We start from the raw sequence: 25,522 nt of genomic DNA, 5'->3' as shown, positions 1-25,522 counted from the left end.
CCCATGGTACAGGTCGCTTTGTTGATCGTCGGAATTGCCATGGTGTGCTTTGGCGTTATGCGTGGCGAGGCGGATGCCGTGCTGGCCAAAGCAATTAGGCTGTGCTTGGAGTGTATCGGAATTGGATAAAAGAGAAAACACTGCGTCGCATATTTTGGCCCGATTTCGCGGATTCATTCAGGCGGTAGCAACGCTCATTACGAATATCCATCTGCCAAACTTCGCCAAAGGCGGCATCTACCAAGGCGCGGAAAAAACGGTTTGCGTGCCGGGGCTTAATTGCTATTCGTGCCCTGCGGCTGCGGGCGCATGTCCTATCGGTGCATTTCAGTCGGTGGTGGGCTCGTCCAAGTTCAGCTTTTCCTATTACGTCACGGGCACGCTCATCTTGCTCGGCGTGTTGCTGGGGCGCTTTGTGTGTGGGTTCCTGTGTCCGTTTGGATGGCTGCAGGAGCTGCTCCACAAGATTCCTTGCAAAAAGCTCTCAACGAAAAGGCTCAAACCTCTCACGTATATCAAATACGGCGTGCTGCTGCTTGCCGTGGTATTGCTGCCCGTGCTGGTGGTCAACGATGTGGGGATGGGCGACCCGTTCTTTTGCAAGTACATCTGTCCGCAGGGTGTGCTCGAGGGCGCCATTCCGCTGGCGGCTGTCAATGCTGGAATCCGATCTGCGCTGGGGCAGCTCTTTACCTGGAAACTTTTCGTTCTCATTGCCGTGGTGGTGCTGAGCGTTTTGTTCTATCGCCCCTTCTGCAAATGGATTTGCCCGCTCGGCGCATTCTATGCGCTCATGAATAAGGTGTCCTTACTGGGGATCCGGGTCGATGCATGCAAATGCGTCTCGTGCGGCACGTGTTCAAAGGTTTGCCAGATGGACGTCGATGTGGTCCGCGCACCCAATCATGCCGAATGTATCCGGTGCGGAAAGTGCATCGGGGCCTGTCCCGTCGATGCCATCAGCTATCGCTATGGCCTGGATGTGTCGGAAGAAAAGCTCCCTCTGACCGCCGATAAAAAGTAAGCAAGTTTCGACAAAACGGAGGAATGACCATGAAACTATCTAAGATTGCGGCCCTGTTTATGGTGCCGGTGCTGGCCCTGTGTCTTGTGGCGTGTTCGGCGCCCGGTGGCAACGCGAGCGAATCTACGGGCTCCGATCCTAAGATCGCGGAGCTCATTGCGCAAGAGCCGGCCAACGCCGACGAGGCCGCCGAGCTCTATGCGAAGCTCATGCAGAAGCAGAACGATATCCTCTCGAGCGATAATGCGCTGTGGGAAAAGGTGTTTCTTGCCGCCAATAAAGATACGCCGATGATCGAGGACGGCAGCAATTATGGCGATTTCCTGCTCAAGACCATCGACGGCGCCAAGGATGAGTTTGCAGCGGATGAGTTGAAGACGCTCAAGGCCGGTGCGCAGCAGATCAAGGAGATCGAGGACAAGCTCGAGAGCCTGGAAAAGGAGTTTCCTGGCTGTGGAAGCACGCCGAGCGCAGGCGAGAGCGTCGACGCTTCGGCCGCTGGCATGACGGCTGGCGCCGATGCTTCGAGCGAGGCGACGAAGTTCCCCAGCTTTACGGGCAAGGACTTGGACGGCAACGACGTGAGCAGCGACGAGCTGTTCTCTAAGAACAAGGTCACCGTCATGAACTTTTGGTTTACCACTTGCAAGCCGTGCGTGGGCGAGCTGGGCGATCTTGAGAACCTGAACAAGGAGCTTGCCGAGAAGGGTGGCCAGGTCGTGGGTGTCAATTCCTTTACGCTCGATGGCAACAAGGACGAGATTGCAGATGCCAAGGACGTGCTGAGCAAGAAGGGCGTGACATATAAGAACATCTGGTTCAAGTCGGATAGCGAGGCCGGCAAGTTTACGTCAAATCTGTTCTCGTTCCCGACAACCTACGTTATCGACCAGAACGGCAACATCGTAGGGGAGCCCATCATGGGCGCCATCAGCTCCGCCGAGCAGCGCGCGGCGCTTGACAAGCTTATCGACCAGGCGATTGCGAAGAGCGAACAGTAAACAAGCTGAACTATGTATATTGAGGAGGTCTCGGGAATCCCGGGGCCTCTTTGTTTTCGATTCTTCGAGATGCGAATCCGCTCCTGCCATGAAGGGTTTCAGAGCGGGAGCGGATTACCAATGTTGGCAAGACGCGCGTGAGCGGTTGTTAGCGGTCAATCACAAAATCGTCCATTTCGACGAGCTTGCGGGCCTTCTCTTGGCCTTCGATCGCCTCGCGGAGGCGCTTGGTGTAATACGTCATGCCGTTGGCGATGTCGATGCGCAGGCCAATCTCGGTGCGCTGATAGAGCGTCAGCGCGTAGGGGATTACGGTCGATGCCGCAGGAGGGGGCATCGGGGTCAATGAGCATAGCGGCTATGCGAATGGCGGGCTGGACAAACTCAACATCGTCGCGGACAAGCTCAAGACTGCGTTCGTACAGACGGTATGCTTTTGACTTGTCTTGCGGCACAGCGCGACCGCGGCCGAACATGTCGCCGAGTTTGTATACCGCTTCGCTGGAGGGCGCAAGCGCTGCGGCGAGCGAATACCACTGATAGGCCTTGGTGTGGTCGGGCTTGCCGGTCCTTCCGTACTCGTAGATATAACCGAGGTTGATGATGCTCTGGAAACAACCTGCGTCAGCTGCCATTTCGTAGAGTTCCGCGGCTTTGGCGTAGTCCTGTTCAACAAGGTCTCCCATATAGTAGAGGGCACCTAAATCGTTCATGCAGGCTCCGCTGCCGGATGAAATTCCCAGTCTGTAGCCCAGTCCATGCTGGAGCTCAAAGGTATTTGCGCGAAGACCAGCTGCTACCGATGCTGCATTCGAGGGATAAAGAGCCGACGCCAGCAGGCTTGATGCTCGACGCGGAGGAGCTCACGTCGGCCTACATCCTGCCTAGAAAGGACGGCGAGAGACTCTATTTGGACTTGTTCGCCAAAGGGGAATACCGCCCCGAGCTCCTCTTCGGTGAGTGCGCCATCGCCCAAGCCGCTGTCGCGAGCCCGGAAGCGCAATGGAAGCTTGCTAACTTGAAGAAGATGAAGCGATAGCGATATGTGCGGGTTGGTCTCCGAATCACTCTGTTTTAAGCCATCCGCTACGAATCCTGGCGGAAACCCGGGAATGATTAAAGGAGCGACCTGCGATTTCGCGAATCAGTTGAGTCATTCCCGAAATCGCGAATCAAGGGGCTGATTCGCCTAAATTGCGCACGAATCAGCCCTTAGGCGGTATGACGCGGCACGGATCGGCAGCACCCGTACTGGATTAGTCACTGAGTGGGAGTAATGTACAGTAAAAAGTGTATTAGTTTTACCAGTTGATAAGAGGCTTTCTGGAGCGTGGTTTACTCTCCGTAGTTTGTCGGGAGAAGGTGCAATCCAAAGGAAAACCGCAGTACAGCACCGAAAAGGGTTGGGTAGATTTGTTTGTCTACCTAACCTTTGTTGTCTCCTGGTTTTACCAGATGGCCAACAATGACCCAGAATGGCCGCACGTGATTTCTGCTGAAAAGGAACCATTTGGGAACCAGGGGGATTATTGGGAACCAGCGTCTATCACTTATCAGAAAGTTATCGTTCCTTCTTAAGATTCCCTTACTTACCAACGAAATGGCTTACTAGCAGTTCGCCGATGGCAGACATCATTGCCTTGTACTTTGCGCTGTCCTCAAAAAGCGAGGTGAACGATTCTGTGTTCTCCACGTAAGCTTTTCTTGCAACTTCATCAAAAGCCTTCGGTAGGACGCTGTTCTCAAAGACAACACGGCCATCACGGCGGATGGTGTCTTCAATTTCAGGCATTGCGGACATCCTCTGCCAGAGAGTCGTGATGACCACACGGTCGCCCTCGGTAAACTCGCCAAGCCACTGTTCATTGAATTTATCAATGAGGGCCTGCAGGGGATCTTTCTTCTTGTCTAGGCTACTGCTACCAGACCCCGAAGAGGGCTCGAGCACGCCGCCACCCTCCTCTAAGGTGATACTGCCCTCAAATTCCTTCTTGAGCTTGTAAAAGCGCATCTCAACTTTATCGTCGATGCCCTCAACAGGGATTGGTTCGGCCTTCAGAAAGTGCCTCAGGTAGTTCAGGTAGACATACTCCTTGTGGAGATCCTTGTCAAACATGCGAACAATCTGGGTGATGTACGAATACCACTTGCAGAAACTGCGCACCTTCCTTCGGACCTGATATTGGCGCTCCTCATCCAGCAAATCGTACTGGATAATAGCGGGCTTCAAAACACCGGCAAGTTTCCCTTGCAGGTTCGCGCGGTCTTTGCCGCCCTCGGTAAAGGCGATATCTGCAGCGGCCTCGATATCCGATTGGTCGTAAAGCCCGAACTCCCCGATCTCCCTCTGAACCTTGTACAACAGGTCAGTATTAATTTGCTCAGTAAGAGAGGTCTCCGTATAGAAACGGCTGAAGGCTTCCTGTATATTTGCAGGATCGTTCACGAAGTCAAGTACGTAAGTGTCCTCTTTGTCGGGATGGATGCGGTTTACGCGGCAAATCGTCTGGACGGCTTTAACGTCACGAAGCTTCTTATCTATCACAAGGGTGTGAAGCAGCGGCTCGTCGAATCCAGTCTGGTACTTCTCGGCAACGATGAGCATGTCGCCATAATCATGGAACTCTGCCTTAGTCTGGCTCTCGGCAACCCTCTGGCCGTCATGGCCTACATTCATTCCTGGCTCCGTGTATTCCTTACCACCCGGATCGGCGGGATCAACTATCGTTCCGCTGAAAGCGACCAGAACCTCAAGGTCGTCATATCCCTTCTTCTGCATATACCGTTTTACTTCGTGGTAATAGCGCACAGCCGCAAGGCGCGATGCTGTGACGACCATCATCTTGCCCTTGCCCTTTATCTTCTTCCGGGTAACAGAGCAGAAAGTCTCAACGATGATCTCCGCCTTCTGGCCCAAAGCGTAAGGATGCAACTCCTTGTATCTGCGCAATAATTTCAGTGTCGGACTGGATGGGACATCTGGATTGTCAGGAATCGTCCTGGCAATTTCAAGCGCCTCACTGTAGGAGACGTAATGGGCGAGAGGATCCATGATAAAGCCCTCCTCAATCGCCTGGCGCATCGAGTAGATGTGGAACGGGCGATAAGATCCGTCCGGATGTTCCACTCCGAATATCTCAAGCGTCTGCTCCTTTGGCGTTGCGGTAAACGCGCAGAATGTCAGGTTCTCATGTCGACCATGCACGGACAAGGCCTTAGCGAGCTCATCCTCCCAGTCTTCGACCTCACCTTCAGCCTCGACCTCGATTTCGGCGTACTCCCGCAAGGCCTGCTCGGTATCAGCGAGGGCTGCCTTAAGCTTGAGCGCACTGGTACCAGTCTGGCTCGAATGGGCCTCATCAACAATCACAGCGAAACGTTTTCCGCTGCTTTCGACCTCCTCAAAGATTACAGGGAACTTTTGTAAGGTCGATACGATAAGGCGCTTTCCATCGTTTAGAGCATCGCGCAAGTCGCCAGAATCTTTTTTTTGTCAATAATACAAACGCTGCCAACAGCATGGTCGAATCCGCTGATTGTTTCTTGCAGCTGATCGTCAAGAACCCTGCGGTCGGTGACGACAACAACAGAATCGAACAAGGGCTTGTCACCCCTAAACAGCGAGGCAAATCGATACGCTGTCCAAGCAATACTGTTCGACTTCCCCGATCCCGCAGAATGCTGAATCAAGTAGCTGCTGCTCGATCCTGATTCGATGACATCCCCAACAATCTTTCTGACAACGTCAAGCTGATGATAGCGAGGGAATATTATGCGGTTCTTCTTCTGTTTAACCTCGATACCTTTGGAGTCAAGTTTCGTTTCTTCCTTTACTTCAAGGTGAATAAACTTCTGGAGAATATCAAGCAAGCTATCTTTCTGCAGAGCCTCTTTCCAAAGATGCGAAGTTGCATAACCATGTGGATTATTAGGATTTCCAGAACCACCATCATTTCCAGCTCCGTTCGAACCTTGGTCGAACGGCAAGAAGGAAGTGGTCAAACCTTCAATCTTTGTTGTCATCATCACGTTGCAAAGATCAACGGCAAAAAAGGCAACGACACGATTATCGAATTTGAACGATTCTTCGCGAGGGTCTCTGTCCTCTCGCCACTGACGCATGGCATCTTCGACGTTCTGGCCAGTGAACTGATCCTTTAGCTCAATTGCGACAACAGGAATTCCGTTTACATCCAAAACCATATCGACAGAATGGCTAGGAATCGTCTCATAATGAAATTGGCGGATACAACGGCAAACATTTTGGCCATATCGCTTGTTAGCAGCATCATTCAGGCTCGACTCTGGCTTGAAATACACAACTTTGAAGGCTATGCCTCGATGTTTGAAACCATGTTTTAGTACATGAACGATGCCGTAAAGACTTACGGCATCTTGAAAAACCTTAAAGAACTTCTTCTCAGGATCGGAATTGCACTGCTTCTCAAAACGCTCCCAAGCTTTTGGCTGCGTGGTCTGGACAAAATTGACCAATGTTGCGATATCAATACCTTTTCCAGGCATATCTCGGTAGCCGTGCCCGTCTACAACCTGATAGGTTCCGTCTTCGACGTATAGGAGGGATTGGCTGTCTTTAGATTTATAATACCCACCCGCTTCTGAACAGAGGAAGGACTCGATGTCTTCCTCTAAATTTTTCTCTTTTGTGACAATCATTACATAGCCCTCCGTTTACCAGTAACGATTTCGTACACAAATGTCTCCTGAAGCTTGTTGAGCGATTCAAGGGACTCACTCAAGCGACCAAGCTTTAATTCGGCAAGTACATTCTGTTTGTTGCCGTCCGTCATATCACTTACAGCGTCATCGATAGCACAGAGTCTCTCCGTCAACCACATCAAACGAAATATTCTCGATCTCGGCCTGAACAGACGCCCTGGCAGAACGAATTTGCTTCAATTCGTCAGACAGATAATCCACTATCCTTTTCTGTTCACTGATTGGAGGACATGGGATAACGATCTTTTTCATGTCCGACCAATTGGTCGTCCAGATATCGCTATCAATTCCATGCCCCCATCGGTAGAATTCCTCTGCAAACCTTGGGGTGTCGAACAGCAGGTCAAAGTATCTCGAAACAATTGGCTGCCTCGGAAAAAGGACTGTAGTAATAGTTGAAACAGATCCATCGTATGGAGAAAAGCCGCAAGAATTCCTACGGTCGGATCGGCTGTTGATGGCAAAGTCGCCTTCTTTTACAAGCTTTCGATTCGCATGGTTATCGCTTTTAGCAACAGAATCAAGTTGAGGGACTATGCCCTTCTTGGTTACGGAAAGCGGTCGGTAATCTTCATCACTCACTTTTGTTGACCTTAATTCGAACAGGTCTCCAATACGAAGAGCACTCCAAGATTCAGGGATGTCACCTAGCCATGTTTCGCTTGCTTCATAGCAAATCTCCGGATCAGGAAGCATGGCGAAACGCCTACCAACTTCTGCAGCACTCCTATTCATCGAGCAAGAAAGTTCCTGAGCCGCGTCATTGACGGTTTCAAGATCCATAAATTCATAGAAGAACCTGGTGAATGGGATAGTGTAACCTGTTTTTTGCTTCTTTCTGTTTAGCCACGCATGCTCATTGAAAGGCAGAACTTTCTTTTCCATGTATTCGTCAATATCGTAACTAAGCGGAATATCTTCGGTATCTTCCCTCTCGGCATCAGCAACCGGGCTCCCTTTCTTATCGACCACAATTGACCCATCAGGGTTAAACAGGGGTTCGCAGACGCCAACCCTGTTGTAGCCAAAATCAGCAGCATCGCAAACCAGAGAACGTACATGAATGGCATTGCCGCTTTCTGAAGAAGACGAGTAGTCTTTCGTCTCAAAATCCGAGAACGCCTCAAGAACCAAATCACGACAGAATTTGGTTATGTCATTCCTCTTTTTACCAATGGGTCTATTTCTTGGCACGCAACAACCCGAGGCATCAATCAACTGCACTTTTCCTGCTCGTTTTTCAGGCTTGCCTTTATTGATGACCCATAAAAATGTTACTAACCCTGTGTTGTAGAAAGCGTCTCCACTCAAACGAATAATCGCATCGAGCCAATCGTTTTCAAGAATATAGGAACGAATCTTGTCTTCGCCACTTTCAGGTTTTCCTTTATAAAGAGGCGATGCGTCTTGGACAATCACCATTACGCCTTCGTCCTTTAGCTTTGCGATTCCGTTAAGCATAAAGAGCATCTGGCCATCGCCACGAGCGGGAAGTCCGACATGGAATCGGCTTCCAGTAAGCTTGGCTTCTTTTCTGACGGCGGTTTCTTCAAGCTTCCAGTCGCCTCCAAAAGGCGGATTCGAAATACAGTAGTCAAATTTATAATCCGCGAATTTGTCTGATGATAGGGTGTCTCCAAACCGCATATTCGCATCGTCTTCTCCACGAATTAGCGCGGATGCCTTGGCGATGCCAAAGGTGAAAGGATTGAACTCCTGGCCGAAGCAAGTCACACGAGCGTCATCGTCAAGCTGGCGCAAACGCTCCTCGGTGCAGCTGAGCATCTGGGAAGTGCCCATGGTCTGATCGTATACGGTCTTGGAGATGCGATCGCCGTCGAAGACATGGGGGTCGGCGGCAATCAGCAAATCGGTCATGAGATAGACGATGTCGCGGCTTGTGAAGTGGGCTCCGGCATCCTCGTCATAGGATTCGGAGAACCGCTGGATAAGATTTTCGAAGATGTAGCCCATGTCAACGGGCTTGATCTTCTCAGGAGACATGTCGGCGCGCTCCGCGCAGAAGTCGCTCACCACCTGGTACAGCAAAGGTGCATCAGGATCGCTCAGGCGCTCAATCTGGCGGAAGAAATCCATGCGCGCCAAAATGTCTTGCACGTTTTCGGAAAAACCGTTGAGGTAGTCCTTGAAGTTGTCCTCGATGTTGGCGGGGTCGGCCTTGAGCGTCTCGAAGGTGAACTTGGATGTGTTGTAGAAGGGGTAACCGGATGCCTCTCGGAGGAAACCGTCCTTGACGGCAAAGTTCTTGTACTCCTCTGCGGCTTCCACGACCTTCCCGTGCGTTGGCAGCAGGCAGTCGTGAAAACGTTTAATGACCGTCATGGGCAAGATGACGAGGCCGTACTCGTGGGGCTTGTAGGGACCGCGCAACGTGTCCGCAACGTTCCAGGGTAGCGTCCCGAAAGTTGGTGTATCAACCCGTTTCTGGAGGGCGGGCGAAGCCCGCCCGAGGAAAACGGGCATCGTCTAGAATCGTCAATCACCACAAAATCCGATTCGAAGGAAGGCGATGCCCGCTATGGACACTGTACTATTCAACGACCCCGAAGTGAAGGGGCTCGCGCTCGCGATCCTGGAGGAGTGCGTCGACCTGCGCGAGTTCGGGCGCAGGATGCTCGAGCTCGTGGCGAACGCCGCGATGTCGGCGAGGGCCGACGAGGAATGCGGGGCGGCCTACGGCGAGCGCAGCCCCGAGCGGACGAACTCCCGCAACGGCTACCGCGAGCGGGGCCTGGCCACCTCCGTCGGCGACGTGACGCTCAGGATCCCGAAGCTGCGCTCCGGCTCGTTCTTCCCCGACGACCTCATCGAACGCTACTGCCGCGTGGACCGCGCTCTGGTCGCGGCGGTGGCCGAGATGCACGTCATGGGGGGTGTCCACGCGCAAGGTGGAGGCCGTCGCCGGCGAGCTCGGCGTGTCGTCGATGTCGAAGTCGCAGGTGTCGCGCTTGTGCGAGGTCCTCGACGCCGAGGTCGCCGCGTTCCGCCGCCAGCGCTTCGACGGCGTGCGCTTCGCGTACCTCTGGCTCGACGCAACCTACGTGAAGTGCCGCGTGGAGGGCCGCTCGGTGTCCCAGGCGGTCGTGACCGCCATCGGGCTCGACGACACGGGCCACAAGCGCTTCCTGGGCGTGGACTGCGTCGACACGGAGAGCCGCGCGGGCTGGAGGGCGTTCCTGTCCGACCTGCGCGCACGCGGCGTCGAGGGCGTGAGGCTCGTCGTCTCGGACGCGCACGAGGGGCTCAGGGCGGCGGCGGCCGAGACCTTCCAGGGCGCCGCCTGGCAGCGCTGCGTGACGCACCTCATGCGCAACGTGGCGGGGCGCATCTGCAAGAGGGAGGACCAGCGCCGCGCCCGCGAGGCCATGAAGGCCGTCTTCGCCCAGAAGAGCCCGATCCTGGTGAGGGCGTGCTACCAGCAGGCGACCGAGGAGATCCTGAAGCTCTCCAAGGGCGCCGGCGAGGCCCTGCTGGAGGCCGAGGAGTCGGCGCTGGCCTACCTGGCGTTCCCGGCGTCGCACAGGATCAGGATCCGCACCAACAACGTCCAGGAGAGGGCCAACCGCGAGATCAAGCGCCGCGCCAACGTCGTGCAGGGGTTCCCCTCGCGCGAGTCGCTGATACGCCTGGTGGGCGCGGCGCTGATCGAGGCCGACGAGGAGTGGTCGGTGCGCTGCGTCATCTCCAGGCCCTCGCTCGCCCACGCCTGGAAGGCGCCCGAGCGCCCCGCCCCGACGGAGGAGGAGGTGCGCGCCGCCCGGGAGGCGGCCCGCAGGATCATCGGAAGCGCGATTGACCCGAAGGGGGACGAAGGCTAAGATTCACCGAGCAAGGGTGCCGGCGATTCCAGGCGACGACCCTTGATACACCATGATTCGGGACGCGACCCGTTCCAGATGAGCGCCGCCTTTTCCTGAATGTTTACGCCGACTTTCTTAATCAATTCATCGCTGTTCATAACAGCCCCTGTTCTGGTGGATTTTAGCGAGCTTTCGCTATTTCTGGTTTTGATGCATTTCTTCCGCGCGCTTCTGAAGCGCGGCGAAGGTATCGGAGTCGATGAGCACAAGATGCTCGGCACCGTTCTTGGTGAGGTAGATCGGCTCCTTGGTTTCCTTGGCAAGCCTGGAGAGCTCGCCGACCTTACGCTGAAGCTCTGTTACGGGACGAATTATGGCCATGATGTGCACCTTTCAGCCATTTTATGCATGGTCATATTTTACATAGAATTCCATGTAAACGCATTAGCTTGTTGCCAAGGGACGTTAAGCCCGGTTATTAGGGGCGCGGGAGATCCCCCGCATAGCCTGCATCAGCGCGGCAAGTTGCGGCGAAAGACGGCCCGTTAAACCGGGCTTGTCCGACGCCAAGGGCTACTTGCTGGATTCACTATCTAAACAATCGTTAGTCGAATTAGCAACACAAGTAGCCAACTTGCCTATTTTTCAGGCATTCAGATGGTTGGATCTGAGCTATCCCGAATTCGTCCAGCACAATTTTTCATACCTGAAAACGAAAAGGGAAAGTATCTTGGAACAGCAATAATCGGCGAACAGTCAATCGGGTTATCCCCAAAACTCAACGCAATTATCGGCGGGCGTGGCAGCGGCAAATCCGCTCTACTTGACAGGATTGCACTCTCGCTGGACAACGCCAGATTTGAGGATCCGGTTGATGAAGAAAGGATTGAGTTTCTGAGGACCGAAATCCCCGCCGTTACTTCATTATCGGGTACGAGCCTGTCTGACGGCTCCTTCCGCTTTGACTATTTCGATCAGAGCTATGTCTCTTCGCTGTTTCAAAACAAAGGTGAAGCTTTCAATAAGAAATTGAAGCTCTACTTCGGCTCAGCGTTTGATCAAGTCGAAGAGATCAAAACCAGGTCAATCGAAAGTGAATATAGTGTTCAATTTAACGAGCAGCTTCTTGAACCTGAAGCAGAACGACAAGAGAATCTAATTGACTTCATCGGCAGATACGGCGTTGATCATGACGAGAAGTTATCAATCAAGTTCGAAAAAGCTCCTACGGCTTCAGCAGTAAAAAATATACGTCGATTGATTATGCAACTGCTTTGGCAAAAATCGACACATCTTTTAGGCGAGACGTTCCTGAGGCGGTTAAGGAAAATAGAGATGTTACCGAAGCTTTCCGTGCTTACAAGAAAGCCGTTCTTGAAGCAGCTCGTGAAGCCCGTCTTTCCCATCTTAACGATAGTTTCATCCATAAAGCCCTTGAAGACAAGCTAAAGGACAAGCGAACCCAGATAAGCAATACAAGCAAAGCAAGACAAGAAGCTGTCGATTCTTTCCGAAGCGCATTCGAAAGCGAAACACTTGTCGCAAAGCGGAGAACCGCCCTAATTAGAGCTGATTTCCACATGCATAGCACCATGAAGCTCCATCACAAGAAGTTAGGGTTTGCAAATGGCGAAACAGCAAATGCTTTTATGTTCAAGAAAGAGCTCAACATCCAAGATCGCCGATTCCCATTTGGTTCCCAAACTCATAAAAGCTAGGGACAATCCGACAAACTACATGAACTCCAAACAATTAGAGTTCACTGGAGAAAACGAATCCCTGAATGAGGCAAGGGAACACTTGTTCTAATATTTCTGTACGCTTTGGAATACCTTGACATCTGTTAGCACCCAGCCCCGCGCGCTCTCGCACCCACCGGGCTGGGTGCTTTTTCCGTCTCTCCCGGTGGTTCTTATATGGCGCGCTTTGGTGCCTCATGCCATCTCATGCGTCACCTCGCAACCAACAGCAGCCGACTCAATCTGTCTCTATGGCACCCCTACAACCAGACATTGGACAAATGCGACATTACCCCAATTCCTCTTCGCGAGTCGGATCCTTTTCGAACACGAGAACATGGCTCAAGAGCGTCCTAGGCTCGACACCGAGCTCTTCGGCAAGGGCGCAGATGGCTTCATCAATGCATGAAAGCCTCGATTCCTCAAGACTTCTTAGCACCTGCGGATCCTCAGTAAGGAAGGCCTCGATGCCAGTGAGCCTGAACCCTAGCCTTCTGGACATGCGCCGGCTGTTGCCGTTGGCGGCCTCGATCTTCGCGACAAACCCCGTTGGCCCGACGACCTCCTCGAACCCAAGCAGGAAAGCCCGCATCGCCTCGGATCCCACTCCCCTCGCCTGGCAATCGCTCAGCAAATTGATCCCGAGCTCAAAAGGGCTCGAAGCAAGGTCAGGTCCATCATCGCCTACAGCTCCAATTCGTCGACAATCTTCTTCATCACAAGAGCCCATCTCAGCTGCTGGGCAATGAAACCCGGCCAGGCATCTTGGTTGCCCTTGATCCTGCAGCCTTCCTTGTAGAATCGCAGCCCGGATGCTTTCTTGGCATCGAAGGGCTTCTCTACAAGCCCTAGCCGCTCCTCGAACAATGACGCGTTCTCGATAGCCTTGCGACCGATCTCTTTATTGTCCGGCACGTAGAACTCAATGCCGATGCAGCCGCGCTGCGTATCGACGAGCAACGCGATATGATAGGACGATGTTCCGCAGCGCAGCGTCGTCCAATGATCCTTCGAAGGCTTCTGCGGGTTGAAAACCTTCAGAAACTCAAACGATGCCTGCGCGACCTCACGATACTTCGTCCAATACGACAGCTTGGTGCGTTCGGTCTCGGAAAGGCACTCGCTAAGTTTGATGGTCTTCGTCCACTCGTTTGGCTGTTCAACGACGTTGAAGCGCGGCGCGGGCAACGAGTCGCCGATAGACCACAGCTCTATCTCCACCAAGAAGAAACCGAAGCTGCTGTCGGTGTGCTGGTTGAGCCACTCGATCGCCTGCCTGTGCTCGTCGCGCGCGCGGGCAACAACCCAGATCACAACTTCGGCGCCCTTGCCGGCAGCGTACGTGATGACTTTGCCCAAATGGTCATGGTTCGTATCCTCGAGCTGGTTTTCGATGACAACCTTGCGCCCGGTTCCAGACTCCTGCGCGTAGATGTCGACGTTGAACGAGCCGACGGATGACTCGGTCTCGACGAGCTCGAGCTCGATGCCGATCGCATTGCCGAGCATGTTGAGGTTGCTCTCCACGGAAAGCCACTTAGTGAAGTCGCGCGCCTCGTTCGGCCACACCTTACGCAGGTCGATTCTGTTGAGTTGATCTAGATTGCAAATAGCCACATTCACCCCTCGTATGCAGACCGCCGATCCCCCTTCGTAGTCTCGCGATTAAAAGACGAAACATCCCGAAGAGACAGCCGTTCCGAAAATGACGACAGCGCGAAGGCTCCTCTGCAGGGATCAGACCTTTTTGACCAGGTACGCTAGCACCTTCCCTATGATGACAAAAGGAGCAAGAAGCAACGCGAGAAGAGCTCCGAGGCATCCCGACTTTTTCATACCTTCCCCTTCAACTAATTGCTACCTGCAAAACTCAGCATACAACAATCGACACGCCTACCGTGTACCGAATATTGGACAAAAAACACTTTTCTCGGTTTCCACCCACATGCCCACACCCCACACCAACCGGCTCCTCGTCGCGCATCGCCTAACCTTAAAAACACCTGAAATCTCGTTTGACGTGGCATAAAAGACCGCAGCAACAAAATGCCGTTGGACGAACCCACCTCCCGGGCGAAACCCCGCAGCACCACGGCGCAACCGAAAACACAGAGGCAGACACCGCATCACCAACCGAAGCGAGGAGACCGCGATGAAGACCCGCCTGAAAATCATACTGCCCGCATCGATCATATTGATCGCCCTGGTCGGCGTTGCCATAGCGGCGCTAGCGCTTCCAAGATCGCTCGCGCCCGAACAGGAAGAGCGCATCTCCTACGACAAAGACCAACAGGTTGCGCTCATCGACTCGCAGCTTGCCGGGATAGACCTCGAAAAAGTCCGTGCGAAAAAAGACCTGATCATGGAGAAGTCCATCGAGGACCTGCACGCGGCGATCTCCAGGGGCGACTTGACCTACGAAGAACTGACGGCGTTCTACCTGAATCGCATCAAAACATACGATGCCGGTGAAAAGGGCATCAACGCAGTAGCGGCGATCAATCCGAAGGCGATAGAGGAAGCCCGCGCCCTCGACGCGAGCTCCGCAACTCCGGCGGGGATGAGGGGAATCCCCGTCCTCGTCAAAGACAACGTCAACACGAACACCATGCCCACCAGCGGCGGCACCTACGCGCTCAAGGACTTCACGCCAAAAGACGACGCTGACGTAGTAACGGCCCTGACGAACAGCGGTGCGATCATATTGGGCAAATCGAACCTGTCCGAACTCGCAAACTTCATGGACACGAAGATGCCGAGCGGCTACAGCTCCAAGGCCGGCCAAACCCACAATCCCTTCGATCCCCTCAACCTTTCGCCGGAAGGATCCAGCTTCGGAAGCGGCGCGGCCGCTGCCGCCAACTTCTCCGCAGTAGCGCCGGTGAAAAGCCTTTCCGATCTGATCGCCTTCAACCAGAAAGACCCGAGCAGGCGGGCGAAATATGGCCAGGATCTCCTTGAAGACGCGAACGAAGTGACCGAATTCGACAAAGCGAAGGTCGAGGCGATGGTCAAAACCGCGCAAAGCAGGATCGATGACCTGCTTCGCGACGAGAAGCTCGACGCCCTCGTGTTCTACGACAACGAAGGCGTACTCGTGCCAGCCACGGCGGGATACCCCGAGCTGACGGTGCCCGCCGGCGTCTCGGACGAAGGCGCCCCAAGAGGGGCCACCTTCGTCGCAGGGAGAAACGAGGACGAGAAGCTGCTCAACATCGCCTACAGCTTCGAGCAGAAAACCGCCGCACGGGCTATCCCCGAGAACTACCTGAATTAGAACCGCCCTTGATTGACGAGCGCTTGAATGCATCGTCAACAACATCCCGCACCAACAAGCCCAAGCGCAAAAACGGCGAAAGCTGAAAACCTCGTCCTCCTTCATGATAAAATCCTCGGACAAGCATCGAATGACGAACCATCCTTGAACGGAGCATCATGATCAAAGAACTGGTAAAGGACGAGGCCACCCTCTCGCAGGTATGCACCCCTGCCACGGCCGAGGACGCGCAGGTGGCGGATGACCTTGTGGAAACGCTGACGTCGATGGACGGTGCCGCTTGCTTGGCGGCGAACCAGATCGGCGCTACGACCTGCATCATCGCGTACCTGGACGACGACGATCAGCCACACGTCATGTACAACCCGCGCCTGTTGCAGGCGCTCGGCGCGTTCAAGGCCGTCGAAGGCTGCCTCTCGCTTGAAGCCGACTCCAAAGTCACGCGCTTCGACCGCATCAAGGTGGGCTACAGCGAACTGGTCGACGGCGAGCTCAAGCCGCGCAAGAAGGATTTCAACGGCTGGACGGCGCAGATCATCCAGCACGGCATCGACCACTGCAAGGGCAAGCTGGTCTAGCCTCATGGGCAAGAAGCCGCACGCCATCGAACGCCCTTTGCCGCCCGCGCCCAAGCTCAACCGCGCCCTGCGCGGCGGCTTGGGTCCGAACAAGGCATCGGGCCACAAAGGCGGTATCAGCCGTCAAGGCTCCAAACGGGGATAACGGTCCGCGTTATGCACGCAGTATAGAAGCGACGATCTCGCGCTGCTCGACCGCATCTTTCCCGCGCCCGCGCGCAAGATGCCGCTCGACATGGAATAAGGAGCTCCCCATGAGGACGTTCATCGCGCTCGACCTGCCGCCCGACTTCGCTGACGACGCGGCCGCGCTCGCCCGCCGGCTGAGCGCGTCGATGGAGGGGCGCTTCCTGAAGCGCGACACCTACCACCTCACGCTCGCCTTCCTCGGCGACGTCGACGAAGCGCAGCTCGCTGCCGCGACCGACGCGCTGGAAGCCGCCTGCGCCGGCGCGTCCCCCGTCCCGCTGCGCAGCGACGGCCTGGGGAAGTTCGGCCGCGCAACCGACGCGACGTTGTGGCTGGGCATCGCCGCCGCACCCGAGCTCGAGCAACTGGCGGCGCGTCTGCGCGACGAGCTGCGCGCCCGCGACGTGCCCTTCGATGCCAAGCCCTTCAAAGCGCACTTCACCCTCGCGCGCCGCGCTCGCATCCCGCACGTCGGCCTGCCGCACCTGGCGTTTCCCCAAAACGACGAGGCGACCGACGTCACCCTCTACAAGAGCACGCTCGACCGCGCGGGCGCCGTCTACAAGCCGCTGCACACCGTGTGCCTCGGAACCATCGCAGCCGAGCGCGTTTAGCCCTCTTCCGCCAGCCGGTCGTGGTTCACCGTGCGGTAGAACAGGTCGCGGATCTCGTCGGGGTCGCTCGTCTGCCCGAGCGCCCACATAGTCTTCGCCACAAGCGCCTCGGTGGTCATGTCGCCGCCCTTGAGGATGCCGCGATGTCCCGCATAAGCGCGCCCGACCTCGTACACGCCCAGGTCGCAGCCCTCTTCGGGCACCTGCGTGGTCACGACCAGCGTGCGCCCCGAGTCCACCCATCCGAAGATGGCGCGGCGGTAGTCGCCGTAGTCGGGGATGCCCCCGATGCCGAACGTCTCCAGGATGACGGCATCGTAGTCGCGCTTGAGCAGGTTGAAGATGCTCGGATTCATCTCGGGCGTCAGCTTGAGCACGAACACGCGCTCGTTGAGGCTATCGTACGCGCGCGGCGCTCCCCCGATGCCCGCGCACGTCGCAGGCGACCCCGCCCTCACGATGCGCTCGCCGCGCACGAGCGCGATCTCGGGGAAGTTCACGCTGGTGAACGCGTTGAAGCTCATCGTGCGCTGCTTGCGCGCCCGCGTGCCGGCTATCACCGCGCCGCCGAACACCACCGACACGTCGCACGAGCGATCGTCGGCCGCGAACAGCAGGCTCTGGTACAGGTTGAGCTTCGCGTCGGTGAAGGGACTGGCCATAGGCTGCTGCGAGCCGGTCAGCACGATGGGCTTCGGGCTGCCCTGCACCAGGTAGGACAGCGCGGCGGCCGTGTAGGCCATCGTGTCGGTGCCGTGCAGCACCACGAACCCGTCGTAGGCGTCGTAGGCGTCCACGATCTCGTCGCGGATGCGCATCCAGTCGGCCGGGCGCATGTTCGTGCTGTCGATGTTCATGGGCTGCACCACGTCGAAGTCGCACACATCCGCGATCTCGGGCACGTAGCGCGCCAGCTCCTCGCCGCTCAGCGCCGGCGCCAAGCCGCGTCCGTCCTCGACCGATGCGATGGTGCCGCCCGTCGCCACCAGCAGTATCTTCTTCATACCGTCGCTTTCCTCCATTCGACCGCTCTCGCCACAGTGTAGCACTCAAAACGCGCGCCTTGCCCTCTATTGCCCGCACCTTACGGTATGATGGAACACCGCAACGAAGACGAAGGCAAGAAGGGACGAATATGGAGGAGAAAACCACCGAGACCGTCAAGAAGGGCAACGTCAAGGCGCTGCTTCCGATCGGGGTGTTTTTGGTGCTGTATCTGGGACTGGGCATCTTGTTCGAGTACGGCATGGGCATTCCCATGGGCTTCTACAACATCCCCGTCGTGGTGATTTTCCTCGTCGCGCTTCTGGTGGCGTGCTTCCAAAACCGAAAGCTGCCCTTCGATGACAAGCTTACCATCATGGGCCGCGGCATGGGAGACAAGACCATCGTCACCATGGTGCTCATCTTCATGGTGGCCGGCATCTTCGTGGGCACCGTGGGTCGCGACAGTGCCGAAAGCGTGGCCTACCTGCTGCTTTCCGTCGTTCCCGTGCAGTTCGCCGTGGCGGTGCTGTTCGTGGTGAGCTGCTTCGTGTCGCTGTCGATGGGCACGTCGGTGGGCACCATCACGTTGATCACGCCCATCGCCGTGGCGGTGTCGTCTGCGTCCGGCTTCAGCCTGCCGCTGTGCGTGGCCAGCGTCATGGGCGGCGCCATGTTCGGCGACAACCTCTCGTTCATCTCCGACACCACCATCGCAGCCTGCCAAGGCCAAGGCTGCCAGATGAAGGACAAGTTCCGCGAGAACTTCAAGATCGCCCTACCCGCGGCCATCGTATCGCTCGTCATCATCCTCGCACTGTCGTTCGGCGCCGACCTCGGCGGCAGCGTCGTTCACGAGTACGACCTGATCCAGCTCATCCCCTACCTCATCGTGCTCGTCGGCGGCATCATCGGCGTGAACGTGTTCGTCGTGCTGTTGCTGGGCATTCTGTCGGGCTCTATCATCATGGTGGCCACGGGCGCCACTGCCGCCACCGACCTGCTGGCCAACATGGGCTCGGGTGCCGCAGGCATGTTCGAGACCACGATGGTGGCGCTTCTGGTGTCGGCCATCTGCGCGCTCATCCGCGAGTACGGCGGGTTCGTGGCGCTGTTGAACGGCATCAAAAGCCTGTTCAAAAGCAAGAAAGGCGGTCAGCTGGGCATGGGCTTGCTGGTGGGTGCCATGGACATCGCCACCGCGAACAACACCGTGGCCATCGTCATCTCGAACCCCATCGCCGCCGATATGGCGAAGACGTACGGCATCTCGAAGCGCAAGACGGCATCGCTGCTCGACACGTTCTCGTGTGTGTTCCAGGGCATCCTGCCTTACGGCGCGCAGATGCTCGTGGCCATCTCGGCCGCCACGGAGCTGGGTTTCGCGGTGTCGGCGTTCCAGATCATCCCGTTTCTGTTCTACCCGTTCCTGCTGCTGATCAGCTCGCTCGTGTTCATCTTCATCGTTCCGGACAAGAAGAGCTAACCGAAGAGGGAAAACGCTTCGCCACGAGGCGCGAACTCGTGCAGAAAACGCGGATCGTGGCCGCTCAGCGTTCCTTCGGACCGGCGGTAGCCGTATACTGATATTTTTGTTGGCACGGATTAGCGGCAGGCACAACGAAAGGCAAGCAATGGGCGGATTCTTTGGGGCGGCGGCGCATCACGACGTGGTGCTGGACGTGTTCTTCGGCGTGGACTACCACTCCCACCTGGGAACGAAGTGCGCGGGCATGATTTTCCACGACGCGGAGGAAGGATGCTTCCAACGCGAGATCCACTCGATCGAGAACACGCCGTTCCGCACGCGCTTCGAAGACGACCTGCAGGGCTTCCACGGTTGCAGCGGCATCGGCTGCATCAGCGACACCGACCCGCAGCCTTTGTTGGTGCGCTCGCACCTGGGCACGTTCGGCATCACCACGGTGGGCGCCATCAACAACGCCGAGGAGCTGGTGGAGCGCAACTTCGCCAGCGGCGGCCGCCAGTTCATGGCCATGAGCTCGGGCAAGGTGAACACCACGGAGCTCGTCGCCGCGCTCATCAACCAGAAGGACGACTTCGTCTCGGGCATCAAGCACGCGCAGGAATCCATCGACGGATCGCTCACGCTGCTCATCATCACGCAGGACGGCCAGATCATCGCCGCGCGCGACAAGATGGGCCGCTTGCCGGTGCTCATCGGCAAGAGCGATGACGGGTTCTGCATCTCGTTCGAGTCGTTCGCCTACCACAAGCTGGGTTATCGCGACGAATACGAGCTTGGCCCCGGCGAGATCGTGCTGGTGAACCCCGACGAGTACCGCACCATCTCCCCCGCAGGCGACAAGATGAAGATCTGCGCCTTCCTGTGGGTGTACTACGGCTACCCGAACTCGAACTACGAGGGCGTGAACGTCGAGGTCATGCGCTATCGCAACGGCGCCATCATGGCCCGCGACGAAGCCGCGACGGGCGGCGTGCCCGAGCTCGACTACGTGGCCGGCGTGCCCGACTCGGGCGTGCCGCACGCCGTCGGCTACGCGACGGAGTGCAAGACCCCCTTCGCCCGCCCCTTCATCAAGTACACGCCCACATGGGCGCGCTCGTTCATGCCGAGCAACCAGGAAGTGCGCAACCGCGTGGCGAAGATGAAGCAGATCCACATCCCCGAGCTCATCAACGAGAAGAAGCTGCTGTTCGTGGACGACTCCATCGTGCGCGGCACGCAGCTGAACGAGACGGTGGACTTCCTGTACAAGTGCGGCGCCGAGGAAGTGCACATGCGCTCGGCCTGCCCGCCCATCATGTTCAGCTGCAAGTACCTGAGCTTCTCCAGCAGCCGCTCCGACATGGAGCTGCTCGCGCGCCGCATGGTGGACCAGCTGGAAGGCGAGGAGGGCGTGCAGCACCTCGACGAGTACGCCGACGGCTCCACCGAGCGCGGCAAGTGCATGCTGAAATCCATCTGCGAGCAGATGGGCTTCGACTCGCTGGGCTACCAGTCGCTCGACGGCATGCTGGAAGCCATCGGCATCGATCCCGAGAAGGTGTGCACGTACTGCTGGACCGGCAAGGAGTAGCAAGCCGGATCGCTTGCACCAGCCAGCTTCGATCGTTCAAGCCCGACGGATTCGCCGTCGGGCTTTTTTCACGCTTGCACCGATGTCCCTATAATAGGACAAGCGAGGCGCGCGTTTCCTGTATCCTTCACAGCATACGAACGAGATGTCGACGAAGGAGACCTTATGAGCAACGCAGCCCTCGCACCGCTCCCCCAGCCCCGACAGCAGCACGGAGCCCACGCGCGCCCGACCCGCACGGTGGAGATCGAAGTCATCCCCGGCGGTCGGCTGCGCGAGGAACCGCGCCCGACCCGCAGAAAGGCCAGCTTGCTCGAAGGCATGCGCGGCATCGGCTTCGGCCTCGCCGGCAAGGAGCGCGCCGTCGCGGCGGCATTCGGAATCCTGTTCGCCCTTGCCGCCTTCGCGACTGCGATCTACTTTTGAGCAGCTTCCGCGAACAGCGCGATGCGTTCCTCCTCGTCATGGGACAGCGACCGGAACATCTCGGCAAGCCCGTCCGGGTCGCCGCCGGCAAGCATCGCAAGGTACTCGGCACGACGCTCGAACGGAACGACAACGGGAGCCAGTCCCGCCTGCAAGAGCCCGCGATTGACAAGTATCCTGCCCGTACGCCCATTGCCGTCTTCGAAGGGATGGATGCGCTCGAACCGGATATGGAAACGCGCCTCGCGCAGGTACGGATCGACGTCGTCGTCATGGTTGTACTCGTATACCAGCTGCATCATGAGCTGGTTCACCTGGTTCGGCTTCGGCGGAATGTGCTCTGCACCGCGGATAAGCACCGAAACCGTTCTGTAACCCCCGATTTCATTGATGTTCTTGTTGATAGCCCGCGCGATCTCCTTGACGAGCCTCTCGCTCAAGGGTGCCTGCATATCTTCGAGCGCAAGGCTCAACGCATATTTGTGGTTGATGGCCTCGTACAACTCTCGTGCAGTAGCGGTCACTTGCAACGAGTTGTCATTCCAGAGAATCGCATACGTTTCAGCGTACGAAAGCGTGCTGCCTTCGATGGCATTCGAATGATAGGTGCTCCTCGTTATAAAATCCTCGAAATACGCTCTATTGCCACGCATGAATGCGACTGCGTCCACGATCTGCGCCTCCCGTCTGTCAAGTTCACGTACACTATACCAAGAGAGTGTAGGAAAGCGAGCCTTGTCGCACCAAACGGCAAAGGCTCGTCACGTGGAGAGGTTTTTGGCGATGATTCGTCCCATCATGAGAAACGAGTTGGTTCTGCAGCGCGCGTCGGCACCGGCAACCGAGGCCGACCTGCCCATCGCGCAGGACCTGCTGGACACGCTGGAGGCGCATCGTCATTCCTGCGTCGGCATGGCGGCGAACATGATCGGCGAGCTCAAACGCATCATCGTCTTCGACGACGGCGGCTCGCACGTGGCCATGCTGAATCCCGAGATCATCTCGTGCGCCGGCACCTACGAGGCGGAAGAAGGCTGCCTGTCGCTTTCGGGCACGCGCTCCGCGACGCGCTATCGCACCATCAAGGTGAGCTACCAGGATCTCGCCATGAAGCCGCGAGTCAAAACCTTCACCGGCTTCACCGCCCAGATCATCCAACACGAGATCGACCACTGCAACGGCGTTTTGATCTAAGGCATCGAAAAGGCCCCGTCGCTGCAAACGACGGGGCCTTCGACATATCGGATGAGCGAATCGCTACAGCATCTCGGCGCGCAGCTGCTCGTCACTTTTCGCGGAGAGGTAGGCAGGGGCGATGTCGAACATCGTCTTGCACCCGACGGCGCCCTCGCGGCTCAAGCGGTGCGCGGCACGGGCGCAGGCCGCCAGCACGCTGCCGGTGAACTCGGGATTTGAATCCAGCTTGAGCGAGTACTCCACCACGTGGGTATGCTCGCCGTTCTGACCGGTCACACCCGAGCGGAACACGGAGCCGCCGTGTGGGATGCCGGCATGGTCGCGGTTCAGCTCCTCCTGCGAGATGAACGTCACCGTGGTGTCGTAGTCGGCGAAGTAGTTCGGCATCTCGACGATGGCCTTCTCGATGGCCGCCAGGTCGGCGCCCTCCTCGGCCACGACGAAGCACTCGCGCGTGTGCTTCTGACGCGTGGTCAGCTGCGGCTTCTCGCCGTTGCGCACGGCTTCGAGCGCCGAGGCGACGGGCACGGTGTACTGGCGCGCGTCGGCCACGCCTTCGATGCGGCGAATGGCGTCGCTGTGACCCTGCGAGACGCCGCGGCCCCAGAACGTGTAGTCCTCGCCCTCGGGCAGCACGCTGGATGCGTACAGGCGCGCGATGGAGAACATGCCAGGATCCCAGCCTGCCGAGATGACGGCCACCTTGCCGCCCACCTTCGCGGCGGCGTCCACGTCGGCAAAATGGGCGGGGATGTTCGCGTGGGTGTCGAACGAGTCGACCACGTTGAACATGCTCGCGCATGCGGGCGTCTGCTCGGGCAGGTCGTTCGCGCTGCCGCCGCACAGGACGAGCACGTCCACGTCGGCCTGATGGGCCTCCATATCGGCGGCGGCGAACACCGGCACGCCCTCGGTCAGCGGCTTCACCGTCGCCGGGTCGCGACGCGTGAACAGCGCCACCAATTCCAAATCGTCGTTCTGCCTGCAGGCCAGCTCCACACCGCGCCCCAGGTTGCCGTATCCGAATATGCCGACGCGCGTTTTCGTCATGTGCGCTCCTCACCGTGATGTTCCGAAAAGTACTCGTCAATGATGCACGGACGCAACCCGCATCGTCAACGTGCGCAGATCAACTCCAACAAAGCCCCACGGCGTTGAAATCTTTTGGAAACGAAAAGAAGGAGGGGCGCAGGGAGAGGTGCCAGCAGCTGCGAGACGGGAAGCGATCTTGCCAGCTTTTCACGGCTGGCGCATGCAACTGGGTTCATACGCACCAACACCAACGGCGGAACGAAACGCGGAGTCACAAAATTCACCGCTGTGAAGTCCGATGCAGGGTCTATCATCATCGAGACGATCAACGACCAGGGCAAACGCTCGGACAACTCGCTCGTTCGGGCACCAAAAGCCGCTTCCGAGCGCTCTGAACCCCAAAATCCCCTTCACAGCGGTGAATTTTGTGACTCCGCACCAGCAGATCGGCCGCGTCCCGAATCGTGGTGTATCAGGGCCATCGCCGGAGAATCGCCGGCACCCTTGCGAGGTGAATCTTAGCCTTCGTCCTCCTTCGGGTCAATGGCGCTCCCTATGATCTTGCGCGCCGCCTCGCGGGCGGCGAGCACCTCGGCCTCGCCGGGGGCCTCGCGCTCCTGGGCCTTCCAGGCGTGCGCGAGCGAGGGCCTGGAGATGACGCAGCGCGCCGACCACTCCTCGTCGGCCTCGATGAGCGCCGCTCCCACCAGGCGGATGAGCGACTCGCGCGAGGGGAACCCCTGCACGACGCGCGTCCTGCGCTTGATCTCGCGGTTGGCCCTCTCCTGGACGTTGTTGGTGCGGATCTTGGTGCGGTGCGTGGCCGGGAACGCCAGGTAGGCGAGCGCCGCCTCCTCGGCCTCCAAGAGCACGTTTCCGGCCGCCCTCGAGATCTTCAGCACCTCCTCGGTCGCCTCTTGGTAGCACGCCCGCACGAGGACGGGGCTCTTCTGCGCGAAGACGGCCTTCATGGCCTCGCGCGCCTTTCTCTGGTCGTCCTTCCTGTGGATGCGGCCCGCCACGTTGCGCATGAGGTGCGTGACGCAGCGCTGCCAGGCCGCTCCTTGGAACGTCTCGGCTATCGCCTTCGCGAGCCCTTCGTGGGCGTCCGAGACGACGAGGCGCACGCCGTCGACGCCGCGCGCCCTCAGGCCGGAGAGGAACGCCTTCCACCCGGCGTGGCTCTCCGTGTCCACGCAGTCCACGCCGACGAAGCGCTTGTGGCCCGTGTCGTCGAGCCCGATCGCGGTCACGACGGCCTGGGACGCCGAGCGCCCCTCCACGCGGCACTTCACGTAGGTGGCGTCGAGCCACAGGTAGGCGAAGCGCACCCCGTCGAAGCGCTGCCTCCTGAACGCGTCCACCTCGGCGTCCAGGCACTCGCACAGGCGCGACACCTGCGACTTCGACATCGACCTCACGCCGAGCTCGCCCGCGACGGCCTCCACCTTGCGCGTCGATATCCCCATGACGTACATCTCGGCCACCGCCGCGACGAGCGCCCGGTCCACCCTGCAGTAGCGCTCGATCAGGTCCTCGGGGAAGAACGAGCCTCGGCGCAGCTTCGGAATCTTGAGGGTGACGTCGCCCGCGGCGGTCGAGAGCCCCCGCTCCCGGTAGCCGTTGCGCGAGTTGACGCGCCCCTCGTCGCGCTCCCCGTAGGGGGCGTTGCACGCCTCGTCGGCCTTCGCCGACATCGCGGCGTTCGCCAGGAGCTCGAGCATCCTGCGCCCGAAGGCCTGCAGGTCGGTGCATTCCTCGAGGATCGCGAACGCGAGCCCCTTCACTTCGGGGTCGTTGAATAGTAGAGTGTCCATAGCGGGCATCGCCTTCCTTCG

At 57.8% G+C, this 25,522-nt stretch carries 23 protein-coding genes and 1 pseudogene; 13 read left to right on the top strand and 11 right to left on the bottom strand.

Going from position 1 to position 25,522, the window contains the following annotated elements:
• The first annotated feature begins 3 nt into the window (after window positions 1-3).
• Genes ELEN_RS16685 through ELEN_RS03860 form a run of 3 tightly spaced genes read left to right on the top strand, consistent with a single transcriptional unit; the run spans window position 4 to window position 2,025 of the window.
• Complete coding sequence (locus ELEN_RS16685; RefSeq protein WP_035586275.1) at window positions 4-129, top strand: CD1871A family CXXC motif-containing protein; 126 nt, start codon at window positions 4-6, stop codon at window positions 127-129.
• Window positions 122-1,024 (top strand): 4Fe-4S binding protein, encoded by a 903-nt coding sequence (locus ELEN_RS03865; protein ID WP_015760147.1) that lies wholly within the window; start codon window positions 122-124, stop codon window positions 1,022-1,024. Before ELEN_RS16685 ends, ELEN_RS03865 begins: the two co-directional genes overlap by 8 nt.
• 29 nt (window positions 1,025-1,053) lie before the next feature.
• Window positions 1,054-2,025: a TlpA family protein disulfide reductase gene (locus ELEN_RS03860; protein ID WP_015760146.1), complete on the top strand. Its 972-nt coding sequence runs from the start codon at window positions 1,054-1,056 to the stop codon at window positions 2,023-2,025.
• 155 nt (window positions 2,026-2,180) lie between these two features.
• On the opposite strand, the gene ELEN_RS16135 is transcribed toward ELEN_RS03860, so the two are convergent.
• The gene (locus ELEN_RS16135; protein ID WP_143924733.1) at window positions 2,181-2,738 is read right to left on the bottom strand and encodes a tetratricopeptide repeat protein; all 558 of its coding nucleotides are present in this window, start codon (window positions 2,736-2,738) and stop codon (window positions 2,181-2,183) included.
• 65 nt (window positions 2,739-2,803) lie between these two features.
• Between ELEN_RS16135 and ELEN_RS03850 the strand changes: the two genes are divergently transcribed.
• The gene (locus tag ELEN_RS03850; protein ID WP_143924732.1) at window positions 2,804-3,064 is read left to right on the top strand and encodes a hypothetical protein; all 261 of its coding nucleotides are present in this window, start codon (window positions 2,804-2,806) and stop codon (window positions 3,062-3,064) included.
• 546 nt (window positions 3,065-3,610) lie between these two features.
• On the opposite strand, the gene ELEN_RS16415 is transcribed toward ELEN_RS03850, so the two are convergent.
• The 3 genes from ELEN_RS16415 to ELEN_RS03840 all read right to left on the bottom strand — a co-directional run bounded on the left by ELEN_RS16415 (window position 3,611) and on the right by ELEN_RS03840 (window position 9,249).
• On the bottom strand, window positions 3,611-5,497 hold the full coding sequence (locus tag ELEN_RS16415) for a type I restriction enzyme subunit R domain-containing protein (RefSeq protein WP_211307113.1): 1,887 nt from the start codon (window positions 5,495-5,497) through the stop codon (window positions 3,611-3,613).
• Window positions 5,482-6,702, bottom strand: coding sequence for a type I restriction endonuclease (locus tag ELEN_RS16410; protein WP_211307114.1), 1,221 nt, complete (start codon window positions 6,700-6,702; stop codon window positions 5,482-5,484). The genes ELEN_RS16415 and ELEN_RS16410 overlap by 16 nt, the downstream gene beginning before the upstream one ends.
• 147 nt (window positions 6,703-6,849) lie before the next feature.
• The gene (locus ELEN_RS03840) at window positions 6,850-9,249 is read right to left on the bottom strand and encodes an N-6 DNA methylase (RefSeq protein WP_015760144.1); all 2,400 of its coding nucleotides are present in this window, start codon (window positions 9,247-9,249) and stop codon (window positions 6,850-6,852) included.
• Window positions 9,250-9,295: 46 nt separating this feature from the next.
• Between ELEN_RS03840 and ELEN_RS03835 the strand changes: the two are divergent.
• Window positions 9,296-10,604, top strand: a pseudogene (locus ELEN_RS03835) (IS256 family transposase).
• Window positions 10,605-10,781: 177 nt separating this feature from the next.
• On the opposite strand, the gene ELEN_RS03830 reads toward ELEN_RS03835, so the two are convergent.
• Window positions 10,782-10,967 (bottom strand): type II toxin-antitoxin system prevent-host-death family antitoxin, encoded by a 186-nt coding sequence (locus tag ELEN_RS03830; RefSeq protein WP_015760143.1) that lies wholly within the window; start codon window positions 10,965-10,967, stop codon window positions 10,782-10,784.
• A gap of 276 nt (window positions 10,968-11,243) precedes the next feature.
• Between ELEN_RS03830 and ELEN_RS03825 the strand changes: the two genes are divergently transcribed.
• Window positions 11,244-12,035, top strand: a complete 792-nt coding sequence (locus ELEN_RS03825) for an AAA family ATPase (RefSeq protein ID WP_015760142.1) — start codon at window positions 11,244-11,246, stop codon at window positions 12,033-12,035.
• Window positions 12,036-12,614: 579 nt separating this feature from the next.
• Here the strand turns inward: ELEN_RS03825 and ELEN_RS03820 are convergent.
• Entirely contained in the window at window positions 12,615-13,055 is a 441-nt protein-coding gene (locus ELEN_RS03820) for a GNAT family N-acetyltransferase (protein WP_081434185.1), read from the bottom strand.
• The gene (locus tag ELEN_RS03815; protein WP_015760140.1) at window positions 13,010-13,942 is read right to left on the bottom strand and encodes a DUF4268 domain-containing protein; all 933 of its coding nucleotides are present in this window, start codon (window positions 13,940-13,942) and stop codon (window positions 13,010-13,012) included. The genes ELEN_RS03820 and ELEN_RS03815 overlap by 46 nt, the downstream gene beginning before the upstream one ends.
• Before the next feature lie 535 nt (window positions 13,943-14,477).
• On the opposite strand from ELEN_RS03815, the gene ELEN_RS03810 reads away from it, so the two are divergent.
• The 3 genes from ELEN_RS03810 to thpR all read left to right on the top strand — a co-directional run bounded on the left by ELEN_RS03810 (window position 14,478) and on the right by thpR (window position 16,983).
• On the top strand, window positions 14,478-15,602 hold the full coding sequence (locus tag ELEN_RS03810; protein ID WP_015760139.1) for an amidase family protein: 1,125 nt from the start codon (window positions 14,478-14,480) through the stop codon (window positions 15,600-15,602).
• A 158-nt stretch (window positions 15,603-15,760) separates the two neighbouring features.
• Entirely contained in the window at window positions 15,761-16,180 is a 420-nt protein-coding gene (locus ELEN_RS03805; RefSeq protein ID WP_015760138.1) for a peptide deformylase, read from the top strand.
• Between the two features lie 254 nt (window positions 16,181-16,434).
• Window positions 16,435-16,983, top strand: coding sequence for an RNA 2',3'-cyclic phosphodiesterase (gene thpR / locus ELEN_RS03800; RefSeq protein WP_015760137.1), 549 nt, complete (start codon window positions 16,435-16,437; stop codon window positions 16,981-16,983).
• On the opposite strand, the gene ELEN_RS03795 is transcribed toward thpR, so the two are convergent.
• A complete protein-coding gene (locus ELEN_RS03795; protein ID WP_015760136.1) occupies window positions 16,980-17,987 on the bottom strand; it encodes an asparaginase in 1,008 nt (335 codons plus the stop codon). The genes thpR and ELEN_RS03795 overlap by 4 nt on opposite strands.
• Window positions 17,988-18,118: 131 nt before the next feature.
• Between ELEN_RS03795 and ELEN_RS03790 the strand changes: the two genes are divergently transcribed.
• The 3 genes from ELEN_RS03790 (at window position 18,119) to ELEN_RS03780 (ending at window position 21,455) form a co-directional block, all read left to right on the top strand.
• Window positions 18,119-19,453: a Na+/H+ antiporter NhaC family protein gene (locus ELEN_RS03790; RefSeq protein ID WP_009304963.1), complete on the top strand. Its 1,335-nt coding sequence runs from the start codon at window positions 18,119-18,121 to the stop codon at window positions 19,451-19,453.
• Window positions 19,454-19,601: 148 nt separating this feature from the next.
• Window positions 19,602-21,029, top strand: coding sequence for an amidophosphoribosyltransferase (locus ELEN_RS03785; RefSeq protein WP_015760135.1), 1,428 nt, complete (start codon window positions 19,602-19,604; stop codon window positions 21,027-21,029).
• Window positions 21,030-21,194: 165 nt separating this feature from the next.
• Window positions 21,195-21,455 (top strand): hypothetical protein, encoded by a 261-nt coding sequence (locus tag ELEN_RS03780; RefSeq protein ID WP_015760134.1) that lies wholly within the window; start codon window positions 21,195-21,197, stop codon window positions 21,453-21,455.
• Here the strand turns inward: ELEN_RS03780 and ELEN_RS03775 are convergent.
• Window positions 21,446-21,895, bottom strand: coding sequence for a Fic family protein (locus tag ELEN_RS03775; protein WP_229087905.1), 450 nt, complete (start codon window positions 21,893-21,895; stop codon window positions 21,446-21,448). The two genes, ELEN_RS03780 and ELEN_RS03775, sit on opposite strands and share 10 nt — an antisense overlap.
• A gap of 343 nt (window positions 21,896-22,238) precedes the next feature.
• Here ELEN_RS03775 and ELEN_RS03770 point away from each other — a divergent pair, with 343 nt between their 5' ends.
• Entirely contained in the window at window positions 22,239-22,649 is a 411-nt protein-coding gene (locus ELEN_RS03770) for a peptide deformylase (RefSeq protein ID WP_015760132.1), read from the top strand.
• 63 nt (window positions 22,650-22,712) lie between these two features.
• On the opposite strand, the gene ELEN_RS03765 is transcribed toward ELEN_RS03770, so the two are convergent.
• The gene (locus ELEN_RS03765) at window positions 22,713-23,702 is read right to left on the bottom strand and encodes a diaminopimelate dehydrogenase (RefSeq protein ID WP_015760131.1); all 990 of its coding nucleotides are present in this window, start codon (window positions 23,700-23,702) and stop codon (window positions 22,713-22,715) included.
• A gap of 500 nt (window positions 23,703-24,202) precedes the next feature.
• Window positions 24,203-25,501 (bottom strand): IS256 family transposase, encoded by a 1,299-nt coding sequence (locus ELEN_RS03760; protein WP_227101377.1) that lies wholly within the window; start codon window positions 25,499-25,501, stop codon window positions 24,203-24,205.
• Window positions 25,502-25,522 lie beyond the last annotated feature (21 nt).

It is taken from the genome of Eggerthella lenta DSM 2243 (assembly GCF_000024265.1).
Classification (GTDB): Bacteria; Actinomycetota; Coriobacteriia; order Coriobacteriales; family Eggerthellaceae; genus Eggerthella; species Eggerthella lenta.
Note: the sequence above shows the minus strand (reverse complement) of the source record. Positions and strands in the feature narration are given on the sequence as shown.